A 16,034-nucleotide genomic window follows, 5' to 3' on the forward strand; every position below is an offset into this window, starting at 1 on the left:
TCACCGCTTCGCGCCCCTTCTTCGACCCATGTCTTTTTCGTTCGTCCGCAGTTCAACCTTCGCCGGGGCCATGGCCGTGCCTTTCGCCCTGTTGCTGGCCGCCTGCACCACGCAGCCCAAGCCGCCCGCCGAGGCCGATGCACTGCCCCCGCCCGCCGCCGTGCCGCGCGTCATGCCGGTCGAGGCCGAGCCCAGGGCGCCCGCCACGCAGCCGGCGTCGCTCTTCACGCTGATGACCCAGGGGCCGCAGGCGGCCATGCTGTCGTATGCCGACAAGATGCGCCCGCTCGGCGGCACCGAGCTGAACGCCGAGATCGCGCGCATCGGCGACCCTGGCGATTCGCCCACCACGCAGATGCAGCTGGCGCTGCTGCTGTCGCAGACCCGCGTGCCGGCCGACCTGGCGCGCGCGCTGGGCCTGTTGCAGCGCGTGATCGCCAACCCCTCGCCCGAAGCACAGCCGCTGCAACCCCTCGCGCGCGCACTGGCTGCCCGCTATGTGGAGCAGCGCCGCGTGGAAGACGACCGCGACAAGCAGGTGCAACAGCTGCGCGACAGCCAGCGCCGCATCGACCAGCTCAACGACCGCATCGAAGCACTGCGCGCGATCGAACGCAGTTTCGCGCGGCCCGCCAACACGCCGGTCCCTGCACCCGCACCGGCGACCAACGGAAACAAACCCAGTCCATGAGCACCGCCCGGCCGCCCGAAGGCACTCGCACCGCCGTGCGCAGCATGGAGGTTTTTGAATGAGCACCTCCGGCGCCCGCCTCCTCGTGGTCGACGACGACCCGGACATGCTGCGGCTGCTCTCGATGCGGCTGGTGTCGGCGGGCTACCAGGTCACGGCCGTGACCTCGGCCGAGACCGCGCTGACCCAGCTCGAGATCGAGCATCCCCAACTGGTGCTGAGCGACGTGCGCCTGCCGGGACGCGACGGCCTCGCGCTGTTCGACGAGATCCGCAAGCGCCACCCTTCGCTGCCCGTGATCCTGCTCACCGCCCACGGCACCATTCCCGACGCGGTCGAGGCCACGGCGCGCGGCGTGTTCACCTACCTCACCAAGCCCTACGACGCCCGCGAGCTGCTCGACAAGATCGCGCAGGCGCTGGCGCTCGGCGCCCCTGCCAGCACGCCGGCCAAGAGCGGCGACGAAAGCTGGCGCTCCGAAATCGTGAGCCGCAGCAACCGCATGGCCGAGCTGCTGGCCGAGGCGCGCATGGTCGCCAAGTCGGACGCCTCGGTGCTGCTGCGCGGCGACTCGGGCGCCGGCAAGGAACTGCTCGCGCGCGCCATCCACAAGGCCAGCGCGCGCGCCGACAAGCCCTTCGTGGCGGTCAATTGCGGCGCCATTCCCGAAGCGCTGCTCGAGTCGGAACTGTTCGGCCACATGAAGGGCGCCTTCACCGACGCCCACGCTAACCACAAGGGCCTGTTCCAGCAGGCCGACGGCGGCACGCTGCTGCTTGACGAAATCGGGGACATGCCGCCCGCGCTGCAGGTCAAGCTGCTGCGCGTGCTGCAGGAGCGCGCGGTGCGCCCGCTGGGCGCCAGCCAGTCGATCGAGGTCGATGTGCGCATCGTCTCGGCCACCCACCGCGACCTCGACGCCGCGATGGAAGCAGGCCAGTTCCGCGAAGACCTCTATTACCGCCTCAATGTGGTGACGCTCACGCTGCCGCCGCTGTCCGCGCGGCGCGAAGACATTCCGCTTCTGTCCAACCATTTCCTGCAGCGCCTGTCGACCAAGTACGGCAAGCGGCTCTCGGGCTTCGCGCCCGAGGCGCTGAAGGCACTGACCACCGCCGCCTGGCCCGGCAACGTGCGCCAGCTGTTCAACGTGGTCGAGCAGGTCTGCGCGCTGTCGAGCTCGCCGCTGATCCCGCTGGCGCTGGTGCAGCGCGCGCTGCGGGTGCCCAGCGTCGAGGTCCAGACCTATGCCGAGGCCAAACAGCGTTTCGAGCGCGACTACCTCGTCGGCCTGCTCAAGCTGACCGACGGCAACGTGGCCGATGCGGCCCGCCTGGCCGACCGCAACCGGACCGAGTTCTACCGCCTGCTGCAGAAGCACGAGCTCACGCCGGGGCACTTCAAGGCCGACGCTGTCGCTCCGGGCAGCGACCCTGTCGCCGAGTAGCGACGACCCTAAGTCGTTGATTTCAAAGGCCATTCTCCACCAGCCTCCAAGGCTTGTCGGGATTCGGCGACAAAATCGGGGGTTTTGAGGCCCTCTCACCGGCCTCTCCCTCGAAAACGGCATTCAGATCGCTCCAAGTCGTTGATCTGAAAGCGTTTTTCCATGCTGGCACAGGGTTTGCCCCTGTACAGGCATGACAGCACTTACCAGCCCATCTTTCGCACTGCGCCAGCAGCGCGACGGCCTGCGTCAAAAGCAGTTTTCCCCCTCGCGGCCCCGTGCCGCGGGTCATTCGCTGGCCGCGCTCGCCAGCGCAGGCGGCGCCGAGCCGGATTGCGTGATCAAACGCTTTCCTGCCATTGGCGACACCCCTTCCCTCGACAAGCAACGTTGGTAAATCACATGAAGCCCACTGACTTCTCCCAACTGAACGTGCTGACCGAAGCCGATTTCTCGCACCGCAGCCCGGTCCGCGAAGAACGCCACCCCAACGCGGTCACCGCCCCCCCGGTCAATCGCGGCTCGATGACGCCCCGCCCCTGGCGCGGTTTCTGGAACAGCATCGGCACGGCCCTCCTGGTCAAGCTCGGCGCCGGCCGTGGCGCCGAAGGCGCGAGCGCCGAGGCCGCCGGCCAGGTCAAGCAGCCGTGGCAGCGTGCCGCGGCCCAGCGCCGCCTGGCCTTCATGCTGCTCACCGTGCTGAGCACCGTGATCGCCTCCACGCTGTTCGCCGGCGTGCAACCCGACTACGACAACGTCTGGCTCGAATACGGCCAGATCGGCCTCTACGGCCTGCTGTCGGGCTGGGTCGTGACCGGTTTCGTGACCGCGCTCATGGGCTTCTACGTCTCGGTGCGCGGCGACAAGCACGCGCTCTCGGCGAAACAGGTGGCCAACCACCCGATGAACCCCGAAGCACGCACCGCGATCATCATGCCGATCTGCAACGAAGACGTTGCCACGGTGTTCGCCGGCCTGCGCGCCACCTGCGAATCGGTTGCCGCCACCGGCCACGCGAAGCAGTTCGACGTGTTCGTGCTGTCCGACAGCTACAACCCCGAGACGGCCGCCGCCGAGCGCGCCGCCTGGGAAGACCTGCGCGCCGCACTGGCCGACAGCCCGAACCAGCCGCAGGTCGAGGTGTACTACCGCCTGCGCACCCGCCGCACGCACCGCAAGGCCGGCAACGTGGCCGACTTCTGCCGCCGCTGGGGCAAGGACTACCGCTACATGGTCGTGCTCGACGCCGACTCCGTGATGAGCGGCGACTGCCTGACCTCGATGGTCAAGCTGATGGAAGCCAACCCCACCGCCGGCATCATCCAGACCGCGACGCAGGCCATCGGCCACGTCACGCTGCACGCCCGCGCCCAACAATTCGCTTCCCGCGTGACGGGCCGCCTGTTCACGCTGGGCATGCAGTTCTGGCAACTGGGCGAGTCGCACTACTGGGGCCACAACGCGATCATCCGCGTCGAACCCTTCATGAAGCATTGCGCGCTGGCCCCGATCAAGGGCACCGGCGGCATGTCGGGCGGCATCATGTCGCACGACTTCGTCGAAGCCGCGCTGATGCGCCGTGCCGGCTACAACGTGTGGCTGGTGTCCGACCTGGTCGGCAGCTACGAACAGCAACCGCCGGACCTGCTGGCCGAACTGCAGCGCGACCGCCGCTGGTGCCAGGGCAACTTGCAGAACGCCCGCCTGATGGCCGAGCCCGGCATCCACCCGGTGCACCGCGCGATGTTCGTGACCGGCACCATGGCGTATGTCTCGGCACCGCTGTGGCTCGCGTTCCTGACGCTCGGCACCGCGCTGTGGCTCAGCGGCTCCAGCCTGGTTTCGAGCTGGAGCGTGCTGCCCGCCGAACTGGCTGGCCTGTGGGTCTGGACCCTGTGCCTGCTGTTCCTGCCGCGCGTGCTGGGCATCGCTGCCGTGCTGATGCGCCGCGAGCAACGCCAGTACGGCGGTGTGTGGGGCCTCGTGAAGAGCTCGGTGCTCGAAAGCGGCCTCGCCATCGTGCAGGCTCCGGTTCGCATGCTGGCCCACTCGCTGTTCGTGCTGGTCGCCCTCACCGGCATCAAGCTCGACTGGAAGTCGCCCCCGCGTGAAGCCAACGCCGTGCCGTGGAAGGTCGCAGCTTCGCAGCTGGCCCCGATGACGCTGGTGATCGCCATGCTGGCCGTCGGTGTCGCGATGATCGACCCGAGCGCGCTGATCTGGCTCATGCCCGTCGGCCTGCCGCTGCTGCTGGCGATTCCGCTGACCGTGCTGACCAGCCAGATCGCGCTGGGCACCACGCTGCGCGACCGCGGCTTCCTGCTGATTCCCGAGGAATCGCGTTCGCCGGCGGTGCTGCGCCGCGCCTGGATGCATGCGCTGCGCCTCGCGCGCCCTGCACTGGCAACTGCCTGATGCGCTGAAGACACAGCACCTCGAAAAGCCGGCCTCAGGGTCGGCTTTTTTCATGGCGCGTGGCTAGAATCGCCCACTCTTTTCAACCTACGGATCACTCGATCCCCTGGAGCGCCAAGTGCCCCGATTCGCCGTCATCACTCTCTGACGCCGACAACACCACTTCACTGGTCATGTCGGGCGCCAAGCTGCGCATCCCGCTGACCAGACACGGCCCACCGGCCGCTGAAGTCGACTCCCTTTCCAGCTTCGCTCCCGCACGTTGTCGGTTCTTCCTGATTTCCATCTGGAGAACAACGTGTTCCCTCTCTCTTCTTCCCTTTCGTCGATTCCACTGCGCAAGTACCCCCGTACGGCGCATCTGGAAGGCTCGCGCCTGCAGGCCGGCGATACCGACGATGGCCAGACGCCGTTGTCCGCGCTGCAGGGCCAGCATGTGGTCATCGAGGAAAAGCTCRATGGCGCCAATGCGGCAGTGTCCTTTACCTCTGCGGGCGAACTGCTGCTGCAATCGCGCGGCCACTACCTGGCCGGCGGCGCGGGCGAGCGGCAGTTCAACCTGTTCAAGCACTGGGCCGCCGCGCATGAAGCGGCGCTGCTCGAACGGCTCGAAGACCGCTACGTGATGTACGGCGAGTGGTGCTTTGCCAAGCACAGCTGTTGGTACGACCGGCTGCCGGCCTTCTTCCTGGAGTTCGATCTCTACGACCGGCGGGCAGAGTGCTTTCTCTCCACGCCTGCCCGGCATGCGCTGCTGGCCGATAGCCCGGTGCTGTCGGTGCCCGTGCTGTACGAGGGCGAGATGCCGCGCCATGCGAAGGCGTTGCGCGCACTGGTGCGGCCCTCTCTGGCACGCAGCGCCGAATGGAAGCCGGCCTTCGAACAAGCCGTGGCGCAGGAAGGCCAGCCGCTCGATCTCGTGCGGCAGCAAACCGACCTGTCTGATCTGGCCGAGGGCCTGTACCTCAAGACCGAATCGGACGGCCAGGTGACGGGCCGCTACAAGTGGGTGCGGCCCGACTTCGTGCAGACCATCCTCGACTCGGGCTCGCACCACAGCCGCCGGCCGGTGCTGCCCAACCAGCTCGCGCCGGGCGTGAACCTCTACGCGCCGACGCCACCAGTGAATTGGGAAGACCTGGGGCTGCGCACGCTGCACGACCCCGCCGCGCTGACAACAACAACGACAAGGAGGCCGCGATGACCTGCGACGAACTGCGCGCATTGGTGCCCATGCCCGGACAGGGCTGCGACTGGGCCCGATGCTGCGAGCTGCTGCCGGCCCTGCTGCGCCTCGAAGAGACGCCGCAGGACCCGTACTACCACGCCGAAGGCAACGTCGGCATCCACACGCGCATGGTGCTCGACGCGCTGATGCAGGACCCGCACTTTGAGCGCGCCGATGCCGACGGCCGCTTCGTGCTGTTCATGGCCTGCCTGCTGCACGACATCGCCAAGCCCGACACCACCGTGATCGATGAAGCCAGCGGCCGCATCGGCCAGCCCGGCCATTCGCGCCGCGGTGCGGTCGATGTGCGGGTGCTGATGTGGAAGGCGCGCGTGCCCTTCGCACTGCGCGAGGCCGTGTGCCGGATCATCGCCGTGCACCAGGTGCCGTTCCACGCGTTCGCCTCGCGCAAGGGCGAGCGGCCCGAGCGGCTGGTGCACAGGCTCTCGTGGGAGTTGAGCCTGCCCGACCTGTGCTGCGTGGCGCGCTGCGACATGCTGGGCCGCCACTGCGAAAGGCGCGCAGACGGCCTGGCCGACATCGCGCTCTTCGAACAGCTCGCGCAGGAGGAAGGCTGCTGGGACGGCCCTCGCAAGATGGCCGATGCGCACACGCGCCTCGCCTACTTCCGCGGCGCCGACACCAGCCCCGACTACCCGCTGTTCCAGGCGCCGGGTTCGCAGGTCACGGTGATGTGCGGCCTGCCCGCGAGCGGCAAGAACCACTGGGTGGCGCAGCACCGCAAGGGCTGGCCGGTCGTGTCCTTCGACGATGCGCGCGCCGAACTGGGACTGAAGCATGGCGAGAACGATGGGCTCGCCGCGCACCACGCGGTCGATCAGGCAAAAGCACTGCTGCGCAAGCAGGAACGCTTCGTCTGGAACGCCACGCACCTGAGCCAGCAGATGCGCACCAAGACGCTGGACCTGCTCTGGGCGTACCACGCGCAGATCGAGCTGGTGTACCTGGAGGTGCCGCATCCGGAGCTGATGCGCCGCAACCGCGAGCGCGACACCACGCTGTCGAACGCGGGCATCGAGCGGATGCTGCACCGCTGGGAACTGCCGGCGCCGATCGAGGCGCACGACACGGTCTACGACGTGCAGACCTGAAAACGACGAAGCCCGCCCGGGGCATGCCCCGGCGGGCTTCTATCCATCCATATATATGTACGCGGCTTAGAACGGCAGCTTGGGGCCGCCAGGGCCACCCATGCCGCCCATCCCCTTCATGCCCCCCATGCGCTTCATCATCTTCATGAGGCCGGCGCCCTTCATCTTCTTCATCATCCCCTGCATCTGCTCGAACTCGTTGAGCAGGCGGTTCACTTCCTGAACCTGCACGCCCGCGCCGGCCGCGATGCGGCGCTTGCGGGTGGCCTTGAGCAGCTCGGGCTTGCGGCGCTCCAGCGGCGTCATGCTCTGGATGATCCCTTCCTTGCGGCGGATGTCGCGCTCGGCACGCGTCATGTCGGCCTCGGTGGCCTTGGCAGCCATCTGCTGCGGCAGCTTGTCCATCAGGCTCGAGAGGCCGCCCATCTGCTTCATCTGCTGCAGCTGGCCGAGGAAGTCGTTGAGGTCGAAGCCTGCGCCGCTCTTGACCTTGGCCGCGAGCTTCTGCGCCGCCGCCACGTCCACGCCGGCCGTGACCTGTTCGACCAGCGCGACGATGTCGCCCATGCCGAGGATGCGGCCCGCATGGCGCTCGGCGTCGAACACCTCGAGGCCGTCGATCTTCTCGCTGGTGCCGGCGAACTTGATCGGCACGCCGGTGACCTGCCGCACCGACAGCGCCGCACCGCCGCGCGAGTCGCCGTCGGTCTTGGTCAGGATGATGCCGGTGAGGGGCAGCGCCTCCTTGAAGGCCTTGGCGGTGTTGATCGCGTCCTGGCCCTGCATGGCATCGACCACGAACAGGGTTTCGACCGGGTCGAGCGCCGCATGCAGCTGCTTGATTTCGGTCATCAGCACTTCGTCGATCGCAAGACGGCCGGCGGTGTCGACCAGCAGCACGTCGAAATAGTGGCGCTTGGCGTGATCGAGTGCGGCGCGCGCGATGTCCAGCGGCTTCTGGTCGGGCGTGCTCGGGAACCATTCGGCGCCGGCCTGCTTCGTGACCGTCTTGAGCTGCTCGATGGCCGCGGGGCGGTACACGTCGCCCGACACCGTGAGCACCTTCTTCTTGCGCTTCTCGATCAGGTGCTTGGCGAGCTTGGCGGTGGTGGTGGTCTTGCCGGCCCCCTGCAGGCCGGCCATCAGGATCACCGCGGGCGGCTGGGCCGCGAGGTTGATGTCGGAGATGCCCTCGCCCATGGTGGCAGCGAGCTCGCGGTTCACGATGCCGACCAGCGCCTGGCCGGGCTTGAGCGAGCCCAGCACTTCCTGGCCCAGCGACTTTTCCTTCACCCGGGCGACGAAGTCGCGCACCACGGGCAGCGCCACGTCGGCCTCGAGCAGCGCCATGCGCACCTCGCGCAGCATGTCCTGCACGTTGCTTTCGGTGATGCGGGCCTGGCCGCTCATCGTCTTGACGAGGCGGGAGAACTTTTCTGTAAGGGCGGTGGCCATGAAGGAAATACCTTGTTGTCCGCTCGAGCGAACCGATGGAAAGTCGTGAAAACCTGGAGCCAGTACGCGGGCACTGCCATTCGCGAAACACCGCGGAACCGGCTTTGCCGGGCCGCCGGTGTTGCCCCCGGCAGGGGGTGGGCGAAGCGACACGAAGTGCGCGAAGCCTGGGGGCGAGCCTTTACACTCCACCGATGATTTTAGCGATCCCCTCCCCACTCGGCGTGGCGCTGGGCATCGCCACCGCGGCTGCCTACGGTTTTGCGGCGGCTGCGGGTGCCCGGCTCAGCCGTCAGACCACCCAATGGGCCCTTGGCATTGCATGGTTTCTGCACGCTGCAGCCCTGGGCCACGGACTCGTTGGCAGCGAGCCGCGCTTCGGCTTTGCGCCTGCGCTCTCGGTCACGGCCTGGCTGGTGCTCACCGTTTACGCGATCGAAAGCCGCATGTATCCCCAATTGAAGGTGCGGCGCGCGCTCGCCTGGCTGGGCGCGGCCGCCGTGCTGCTGGCCATCCTGTTCCCCGGCACGCCGCTGCATGTCACGGCCTCGCCCTGGTTGCCGTTGCACCTTGCACTGGGCATCGCCTCCTACGGACTGTTCGGCGCGGCCGTGGTGCACGCCTGGCTGATCACGCGCGCGGAGAAGCAGATTCGCTTCGCCAGCGGATCGCAGGGCGACAGCGGCGTGCCGCTGCTCACGCTCGAACGACTCACCTTCCGCTTCGTGACCGCGGGCTTCGTTCTGCTGTCGGCCACGCTGCTGGCCGGCCTGCTGTTCAGCGAGCAGCTGTACGGCGCGGCGGGCCGCGTCTGGAAATGGGACCACAAGACCATCTTCTCGGTGCTCGCCTGGATCACCTTCGCGATCCTGTTGATCGGCCGCGCACGCTTCGGCTGGCGCGGCCGCACGGCTCGCCGGGTGCTGTATGCCGGCTCGGCGCTGCTGCTGCTGGCCTATGTGGGTTCCCGCTTCGTGCTCGAAGTGGTGCTGGCGCGGCCTCCTCTTGTATGAAGTACCTGCTCGTCCTCGCGGTGCTCTGGATCGCCATCTGGCTCTGGCGCAAGAACCGGCGCGAAGAGATGCGCGATGCCGAGCGCGAGCGCGCGGCCAAGGCGCAGCGGCCGACCGCGCCGCCGACGGTCGGCGCACCGCAAGCCATGGTGCGCTGCGCCCACTGCGGCCTGCACCTGCCTGCGAGCGACGCAATTGCCGGCCCCGGCGACACGGTCTATTGCAGCACCGCACACCGTCAAGCCGCTGCGGCGGCGCGCGGCTGAACAAGCACTCCGCTCCATGAGCACCCCTCTCTGGTCGCGCGGCGAGCCGGTCACCGACTGGGACCTGCTCGAGCAAGGCAGCAGCGAAAGCTCCGCCCTGCTCCGGCTCTGGCGCGGCTTCATGGCCGYCCGCTGCTTCGTGGCGCTGGTGCTGGTGCTGCTGCAGGGCGTGGCTTTTGCGCTCGGGCAGACGATGCAGGCGGTGGCCATCGCGATCTCCGCGGGCTACCTGGTCGCCACCTGGCTGGAAATGCGCTATGCGCACTTCGAGCCGCCAATCCGCGGTTTCTCGACGCTCTGGCTCCTGACCATCGGCGTCGATCTCGGGACCTTCACCGCCTTGCAGGTGATGCAGGGCGGCAACGTCAACTACACGCCGCTGTTCGCGCTGCCGGTGCTCATGAGCGCGGTGCTGGGCACGGTGATCGTGAGCCTCGGCACCACGGCCACCGTCACGCTGCTGCTGCTGGCCGATGCTGGCTGGCACTGGCTGCAGCAGCCCGGCGACTCCTCGACCCGCTTCGTGCAGGCGGCGCTCACCGGCACCGGGCTTTTCGTGGTGGCCCTGCTGGCGCACGAACTGGCGCTGCGGCTGGCGCGCGAAGAGGCGGTGGCGCAGCGCAACCGCAGCAGCGCGCAGATGCAGGCGGAGGTCAACGACCTGGTGATCGAGACGCTCAGCGAAGGCGTGCTGGTGATCGATGCCGAAGGCCTGGTGCATGCGGCCAACCCCGCCGCCGATGCGATCCTCGGGCAGGGCCTGGCGAGACTGTCCCTGCCTTTCGCCCTGCACACCCAGCCCGCCTGGCATGCATTGGCGGCGCTGGCGCGCCAGACCTTCGCGCGACGGGCGCCGCAAACGGAAGAGATACCGGTGGCGCAGGCACGCGGCGCGGCGCGCGAAGTGCGCGTACGCACCCGGCTCACGCCCACCAGCGACAAGCGCGCCGACAGCCTCTGCGTGATGTTCCTGCAGGACCTGCGCGAACTCGAGGCCCGCATCCGCACCGAGAAACTGGCCGCGATGGGCCGCATGTCGGCCGCCGTGGCGCACGAGATCCGCAACCCTCTGGCCGCCATCACCCAGGCCAGCGCGCTGCTCAGCGAAGACCTGACCGATCCCGCGCACCGCAAGCTGACCGACATGGTGCAACACAACGCGCAGCGCCTGGCCCGCATCGTGGACGATGTGCTCGATGTTTCGCGGGCACGCCAGCAGCGCGTGCTCTCGCTCGGCGAGCAGGTGGTGCTCGATCCCGCGGTGCAGGTGCTGGCCGAGGAGTGGATGCGCCAGACGCAGCGCAAGGGCGTGCGCATCGCGCTCGACGCGCCCAACAGCGACGTGCGCTTCGACGCCGAGCACCTGCGCCGCCTGCTGGTGAATCTGCTCGACAACGCGTCGCGCTATGCGGGCAAGCACGAAGGCTCGATCCAGGTCATCACCACGCTGCAGCGCGGCAACTCCAACCGCCCCAGCCTGCAGGTGTGGAGCGACGGCGCGCCGCTGGAGCCGGCGGTGCAGCGCCACCTGTTCGAGCCCTTCTTTTCCTCCGAGAGCCGCTCCAGCGGGCTCGGCCTGTTCCTCTGCCGCGAACTGTGCCGGCGCCATGGTGCCGCCATCGGCTACGAGCGGCGCGCGCTGGTGCCGGGCGGCCCCGAGGGCAACGAATTCTTCGTCAGCTTCGCCGCCAGCGAGAACCGGCTGACACAATAGCGCCGTGAGCACCCCCCTGTCTTCCACCCCGCGTCCCGCGCAGATCCTCGTCATCGACGACGAGCCCGATCTGCGCACGCTCTATGAATTGACGCTGCTGCGCGAGGGCTACCGCGTCGAGGCTGCGGGCAGCGTGTCGGAAGCCTGGCAGCACCTCGAGGCCGGGCGCTTCGATGCGGTGATCACCGACATGCGGCTGCCCGACGGACAGGGCATGGAGATCATCCACCGCATCCAGAAGAACCAGCGCAGCGAACGCTGCGTGGTGATGACGGCCTACGGCTCGGCGGAAAACGCGGTCGAGGCGCTCAAGGCGGGAGCCTTCGACTACCTCACGAAGCCGGTCGACCTGAAGCAGTTCCGCGCCGTGGTTGCCTCGGCGGTGCAGGCCACCCGGGCGCCCGCCGTGCAGGTCAAGCCCGCGCAGGCGGCATCGACCGGCGTCAGCGAGCGCGCAGCGGATGCACAGCCGGTCACCGGCAGCGGCGTGACGGCGCTCGACCGCCTGGTGGGCGACTCGGACCCGATGCGCCTCGTCAAGTCGCGCATCGCGAAGGTGGCGCGCGGCATGGCGCCGGTGCTGGTGCGCGGCGAGTCCGGCACCGGCAAGGAGCTGGTGGCACGGGCCGTGCACGCATGCAGCCAGCGCAGCGAAGGGCCTTTCGTCGCCGTCAACTGCGGCGCGATTCCCGAGAACCTGCTCGAAGCCGAATTCTTCGGAGCCCGGAAGGGCTCGTACACCGGCTCGTCGCAAGACCGCGACGGCTACTTCCAGGCCGCGCGCAGCGGCACGCTGTTCCTCGACGAAATCGGCGACCTGCCGCTGGCCATGCAGTCGAAGCTGCTGCGCGCCATCCAGGAACGCAGCGTGCGCTCGATCGGCTCGACGCAGGAAGAAGCGGTCGACGTGCGCATCGTGAGCGCCACCCACAAGGACCTGCACGCCGAAGTGCAGGCCGGCCGCTTCCGGCAAGATCTTTTCTACCGCCTCAACGTGATCGAGATTGCGGTGCCCGCGCTGCGCGACCGCCGCGAAGACCTGCCCGCGCTCTGCGCCGCGCTGCTCGCGCGCATCGCGCAGGACGGCGGGCTCCCGGTGCCGCATCTGTCGGCCGAGCTGCTACGCCGCCTGGCGCTGCATCCGCTCGACGGCAATGTGCGCGAGCTCGAGAACCTGCTGCATCGCGCGGTGGCGCTCAACGACGGCGATGAGCTGCACCTCGACCTGATGGGCGGAAACGTCGCGACGACAATGGCCGCCGCCGAGGGGTCTGCAACGGCACCGTCCGGGCCGAACGGCCAGCCGCCACCGGCAGCCGCCGCACCGGTTGCCATCGCACCTGTGGCAGAACTCAAGCCCGCCCCGCCGCCGCTGCCTTCGGACCTGCAGGCCTACCTCGATCAGCAGGAGCGCGAAATCCTCGTGCGTGCGCTGCACGAAAGCGGCTTCAACCGGACCGCGGCCGCTGCACGGCTCGGCATGAGCCTCCGGCAGATCCGCTATCGCATCGCGCGCCTGGGCATCACCACGCCCAACGGCGACGATGGCGCCAGCAGCCATGCCGACGACTGAAGCCCCCGCGGCCCCCACCACGCCCCCCGCCGATGACGGGCTCTGGCAAGCCGGCTGGTATCGCTTCGCCAAGGCATTGCGCTYGCCGAACTTCGGCCCCCGCCCCACCGGCGCACAGACCGACCTGATCGTGCTGCATTCGATCAGCCTGCCGCCCGGCGAATACGGCGGGGAAGCCGTGCAGCAGCTCTTCACGAACCAGCTCGACTGGGACGCGCATCCCTACTTCCAGTCGATTCGCGGCCTCGCGGTGTCCTCGCACTTCTATGTGCGCCGCAACGGCGAGCTCTGGCAGTTCGTGAGCTGCGACGACCGCGCCTGGCACGCCGGCGTGTCGTCGTGGCGCGGCCGCGGCAACTGCAACGACGATTCGATCGGCATCGAACTCGAAGGCCTCGAAGGCCAGCCCTTCGAAGAGGCGCAGTACGAAACGCTGATCAGCCTCTGCCCCGCGATTGCGCAGCACTACGCCGTCGCCTACATCGCGGGCCACGAGCACATCGCGCCGGGCCGAAAGCAGGACCCGGGCGCCGGCTTCGATTGGCGATTGCTGCGCGAGCAACTCGGCTGGAATCCACAGATGTTTCCCCCGCAGGTGATGCAGCGCTAATTTTTTCAATCGCGTGACGCCCTGCGATGCGCTGCCCCTGCGCCGCAGCAATCTCGAAAATGCAAACGCGCAGCGCAGCAACCATGCGCCTTGCAGGCCCAAATCGGCTCGCAAGCCACGCCCCATGCGGGTTGCGCGACCATAGGCCAGTATTCACGCGGCATCGCCGGTTGTGTCGATGCCTAGATAGATACCCCTACTACTAAAAATTGCTGCAAAACACTACCTGTAGTGGCTTGTAGCCCCCCGGCACCCTAGATATAGTGTCCTCCGTCCGGTCAACAACGCCGGCGCAACGCCCAGCCAAGGCGCTGCCACCCAACAAGAATTGCCAACCGAGAGGAAGCGAATGCAAACTGCCCTGAACACCCCATCGACCCCGCGTGCCGTTCCCTCGACGCCGCCGCAGCAACGAGACACCGCGGGCTCCCCCACCGGCCAGAACCTCGCGCACTACCAGATCATCCGCCGCAACGGCGCGGTCGTTCCCTTCGAGCCGAACAAGATCGCCATCGCGATGATGAAAGCCTTCCTGGCCGTGCACGGCACCCAGGGCGCGGCTTCGGCCAGCGTGCGCGAAACGGTCGATGCGCTCACGCAGGGCGTGATCCGCGCCATGGTGCGCTCGCGTCCGGGCGGCGGCACCTTCCACATCGAAGACGTGCAGGACCAGGTCGAGCTCGGCCTGATGCGCGGCGGCCACCACGAAATCGCCCGTGCCTACGTGCTGTACCGCGAACGCCGCACGCAGGAGCGTTCCAGGCAGGTCGAGCAGGAAGCGCCGGCCACGCCGACGCTGCATGTGCTGGACAACGGCGAACGCGTCGCGCTCGACCTGAACCAGCTCAAGGGCCTGATCGAATCCGCCTGCGAAAACCTGGGCGACAGCATCACCGCCGCGCCGATCGTCGCCGAGACGATGCGCAACCTGTACGACGGCGTGCCGCTCGACGAGGTCTACAAGGCCTCGATCCTGGCGGCCCGCACGCTGATCGAGAAAGACCCCGACTACACCTTCGCCACCGCCCGCCTGCTGCTGCACACGATCTTCAAGGAGATCATCGGCCGCGAAGTGATGCCGGTCGACCGTGCCACGGCCTACGCCGACTACTTCCCGCAGTTCATCAAGAAGGGCGTCGAGAACGACCTGCTCGACGAGAAGCTGCTGCAGTACGACCTGCCCCGCCTGGGCGCCGCGCTCAAGGCCGAACGCGACCTGCAGTTCGACTACCTCGGCCTGCAAACCCTGTACGACCGCTACTTCCTGCACGTGCGCAAGACCCGCATCGAACTGCCGCAGGCCTTCTTCATGCGCGTGGCCATGGGCCTGTCGCTCGGCGAAATCGACCGCGAAGCCCGCGCCATCGAGTTCTACGAAGTGCTGTCGTCCTTCGACTTCATGTCGAGCACGCCCACGCTGTTCAACGCCGGCACGCTGCGTTCGCAACTGTCGAGCTGCTACCTGACCACCGTGCCCGACGACCTCGACGGCATCTACGAGTCGATCAAGGAAAACGCCCTGCTCTCGAAATTCGCGGGCGGCCTGGGCAACGACTGGACCCGCGTGCGCGCGCTCGGCAGCCACATCAAGGGTACCAACGGCGAATCGCAGGGCGTGGTGCCGTTCCTCAAGGTGGTGAACGACACCGCCGTGGCGGTGAACCAGGGCGGCAAGCGCAAGGGCGCCGTCTGCACGTACCTCGAATCGTGGCACCTCGACATCGAGGAGTTCCTGGAACTGCGCAAGAACACCGGCGACGACCGCCGCCGCACGCACGACATGAACACGGCCAACTGGATTCCCGACCTCTTCATGCGCCGCGTGATGGAAAAGGGCACCTGGACGCTGTTCTCGCCCTCCAACGTGCCCGACCTGCACGACCTGTTCGGCGCCGATTTCGAGAAGGCCTACACCGCCTACGAAGAGAAGGCCGCCCGCGGCGAGATCAAGCCCGCGCGCACCATCCAGGCCTCGGACCTGTGGCGCAAGATGCTCACGATGCTGTTCGAGACCGGGCATCCGTGGATCACGTTCAAGGACGCCTGCAACGTGCGCTCGCCGCAGCAGCACGCCGGCGTCGTGCACTCGTCGAACCTCTGCACCGAGATCACGCTCAACACCAGCGACACCGAAACCGCCGTCTGCAACCTGGGTTCGGTGAACCTGCTGCAGCATCTGAAGGACGGCAAGGTCGACCAGGAAAAGCTCAAGCGCACGATCTCGACGGCCATGCGCATGCTCGACAACGTGATCGACATCAACTACTACGCCGTGAAGAAGGCGCGCGACTCGAACCTGCGCCACCGTCCGGTCGGCCTGGGCCTGATGGGCTTCCAGGATGCGCTCTATGAGCTGCGCATCCCCTACGCCTCGCAGGAGGCCGTGCAGTTCGCCGACGAGTCGATGGAAGCCATCTGCTACCACGCCTACTGGGCATCGACCGACCTGGCCCGCGAACGCGGCAAGTACTCGAGCTACAAGGGCTCGCTGTGGGACAAGGGCATCCTGC

The 16,034-nt window shown here is 67.9% G+C and carries 12 protein-coding genes; 11 read left to right on the forward strand and 1 reads right to left on the reverse strand.

The window, feature by feature from the left end:
- The first annotated feature begins 70 nt into the window (after window positions 1-70).
- The 5 genes from AC1DXX_RS12525 (at window position 71) to AC1DXX_RS12545 (ending at window position 6,893) form a co-directional block, all read left to right on the forward strand.
- Complete coding sequence (locus AC1DXX_RS12525; protein ID WP_478134526.1) at window positions 71-691, forward strand: hypothetical protein; 621 nt, start codon at window positions 71-73, stop codon at window positions 689-691.
- 58 nt (window positions 692-749) lie between these two features.
- Entirely contained in the window at window positions 750-2,138 is a 1,389-nt protein-coding gene (locus AC1DXX_RS12530; protein WP_478134527.1) for a sigma 54-interacting transcriptional regulator, read from the forward strand.
- A 402-nt stretch (window positions 2,139-2,540) separates the two neighbouring features.
- A complete protein-coding gene (gene mdoH, locus AC1DXX_RS12535) occupies window positions 2,541-4,553 on the forward strand; it encodes a glucans biosynthesis glucosyltransferase MdoH (RefSeq protein WP_478134528.1) in 2,013 nt (670 codons plus the stop codon).
- A gap of 298 nt (window positions 4,554-4,851) precedes the next feature.
- Window positions 4,852-5,757, forward strand: a complete 906-nt coding sequence (locus AC1DXX_RS12540; RefSeq protein ID WP_478134529.1) for an RNA ligase family protein — start codon at window positions 4,852-4,854, stop codon at window positions 5,755-5,757.
- The gene (locus AC1DXX_RS12545; protein ID WP_478134530.1) at window positions 5,754-6,893 is read left to right on the forward strand and encodes an AAA family ATPase; all 1,140 of its coding nucleotides are present in this window, start codon (window positions 5,754-5,756) and stop codon (window positions 6,891-6,893) included. The genes AC1DXX_RS12540 and AC1DXX_RS12545 overlap by 4 nt, the downstream gene beginning before the upstream one ends.
- A 66-nt stretch (window positions 6,894-6,959) precedes the next feature.
- On the opposite strand, the gene ffh is transcribed toward AC1DXX_RS12545, so the two are convergent.
- Window positions 6,960-8,348, reverse strand: coding sequence for a signal recognition particle protein (ffh, locus tag AC1DXX_RS12550; RefSeq protein ID WP_478134531.1), 1,389 nt, complete (start codon window positions 8,346-8,348; stop codon window positions 6,960-6,962).
- Between the two features lie 194 nt (window positions 8,349-8,542).
- Between ffh and AC1DXX_RS12555 the strand changes: the two genes are divergently transcribed.
- From AC1DXX_RS12555 to AC1DXX_RS12580, 6 genes are all read left to right on the forward strand, one after another.
- A complete protein-coding gene (locus AC1DXX_RS12555) occupies window positions 8,543-9,361 on the forward strand; it encodes a cytochrome C assembly family protein (RefSeq protein WP_478134532.1) in 819 nt (272 codons plus the stop codon).
- A complete protein-coding gene (locus AC1DXX_RS12560; RefSeq protein ID WP_478134533.1) occupies window positions 9,358-9,627 on the forward strand; it encodes a PP0621 family protein in 270 nt (89 codons plus the stop codon). The genes AC1DXX_RS12555 and AC1DXX_RS12560 overlap by 4 nt, the downstream gene beginning before the upstream one ends.
- A 16-nt stretch (window positions 9,628-9,643) precedes the next feature.
- Window positions 9,644-11,341 carry a two-component system sensor histidine kinase NtrB gene (locus tag AC1DXX_RS12565; protein WP_478134534.1) on the forward strand — a complete coding sequence of 566 codons (1,698 nt, stop codon included), beginning with the start codon at window positions 9,644-9,646 and terminating at the stop codon, window positions 11,339-11,341.
- 4 nt (window positions 11,342-11,345) lie between these two features.
- Window positions 11,346-12,914 carry a sigma-54-dependent transcriptional regulator gene (locus AC1DXX_RS12570; protein WP_478134535.1) on the forward strand — a complete coding sequence of 523 codons (1,569 nt, stop codon included), beginning with the start codon at window positions 11,346-11,348 and terminating at the stop codon, window positions 12,912-12,914.
- Entirely contained in the window at window positions 12,901-13,524 is a 624-nt protein-coding gene (ampD, locus tag AC1DXX_RS12575) for a 1,6-anhydro-N-acetylmuramyl-L-alanine amidase AmpD (RefSeq protein ID WP_478134536.1), read from the forward strand. Before AC1DXX_RS12570 ends, ampD begins: the two co-directional genes overlap by 14 nt.
- A 349-nt stretch (window positions 13,525-13,873) precedes the next feature.
- The coding region (locus AC1DXX_RS12580; RefSeq protein ID WP_478134537.1) for a ribonucleoside-diphosphate reductase subunit alpha at window positions 13,874-16,034 on the forward strand (2,161 nt) is incomplete at its 3' end.

This window comes from Variovorax sp. P4_B10, assembly GCF_056402375.1.

Bases quoted from the DNA above. Each gene is read 5' to 3' on its own strand.
- AC1DXX_RS12560 (WP_478134533.1), top strand. From the start codon at position 9,358: ATGAAGTACCTGCTCGTCCTCGCGGTGCTCTGGATCGCCATCTGGCTC.
- AC1DXX_RS12525 (WP_478134526.1), top strand. From the start codon at position 71: ATGGCCGTGCCTTTCGCCCTGTTGCTGGCCGCCTGCACCACGCAGCCC.
- AC1DXX_RS12530 (WP_478134527.1), top strand. From the start codon at position 750: ATGAGCACCTCCGGCGCCCGCCTCCTCGTGGTCGACGACGACCCGGAC.
- ffh (WP_478134531.1), bottom strand. From the start codon at position 8,348: ATGGCCACCGCCCTTACAGAAAAGTTCTCCCGCCTCGTCAAGACGATG.
- AC1DXX_RS12555 (WP_478134532.1), top strand. From the start codon at position 8,543: ATGATTTTAGCGATCCCCTCCCCACTCGGCGTGGCGCTGGGCATCGCC.
- mdoH (WP_478134528.1), top strand. From the start codon at position 2,541: ATGAAGCCCACTGACTTCTCCCAACTGAACGTGCTGACCGAAGCCGAT.
- AC1DXX_RS12545 (WP_478134530.1), top strand. From the start codon at position 5,754: ATGACCTGCGACGAACTGCGCGCATTGGTGCCCATGCCCGGACAGGGC.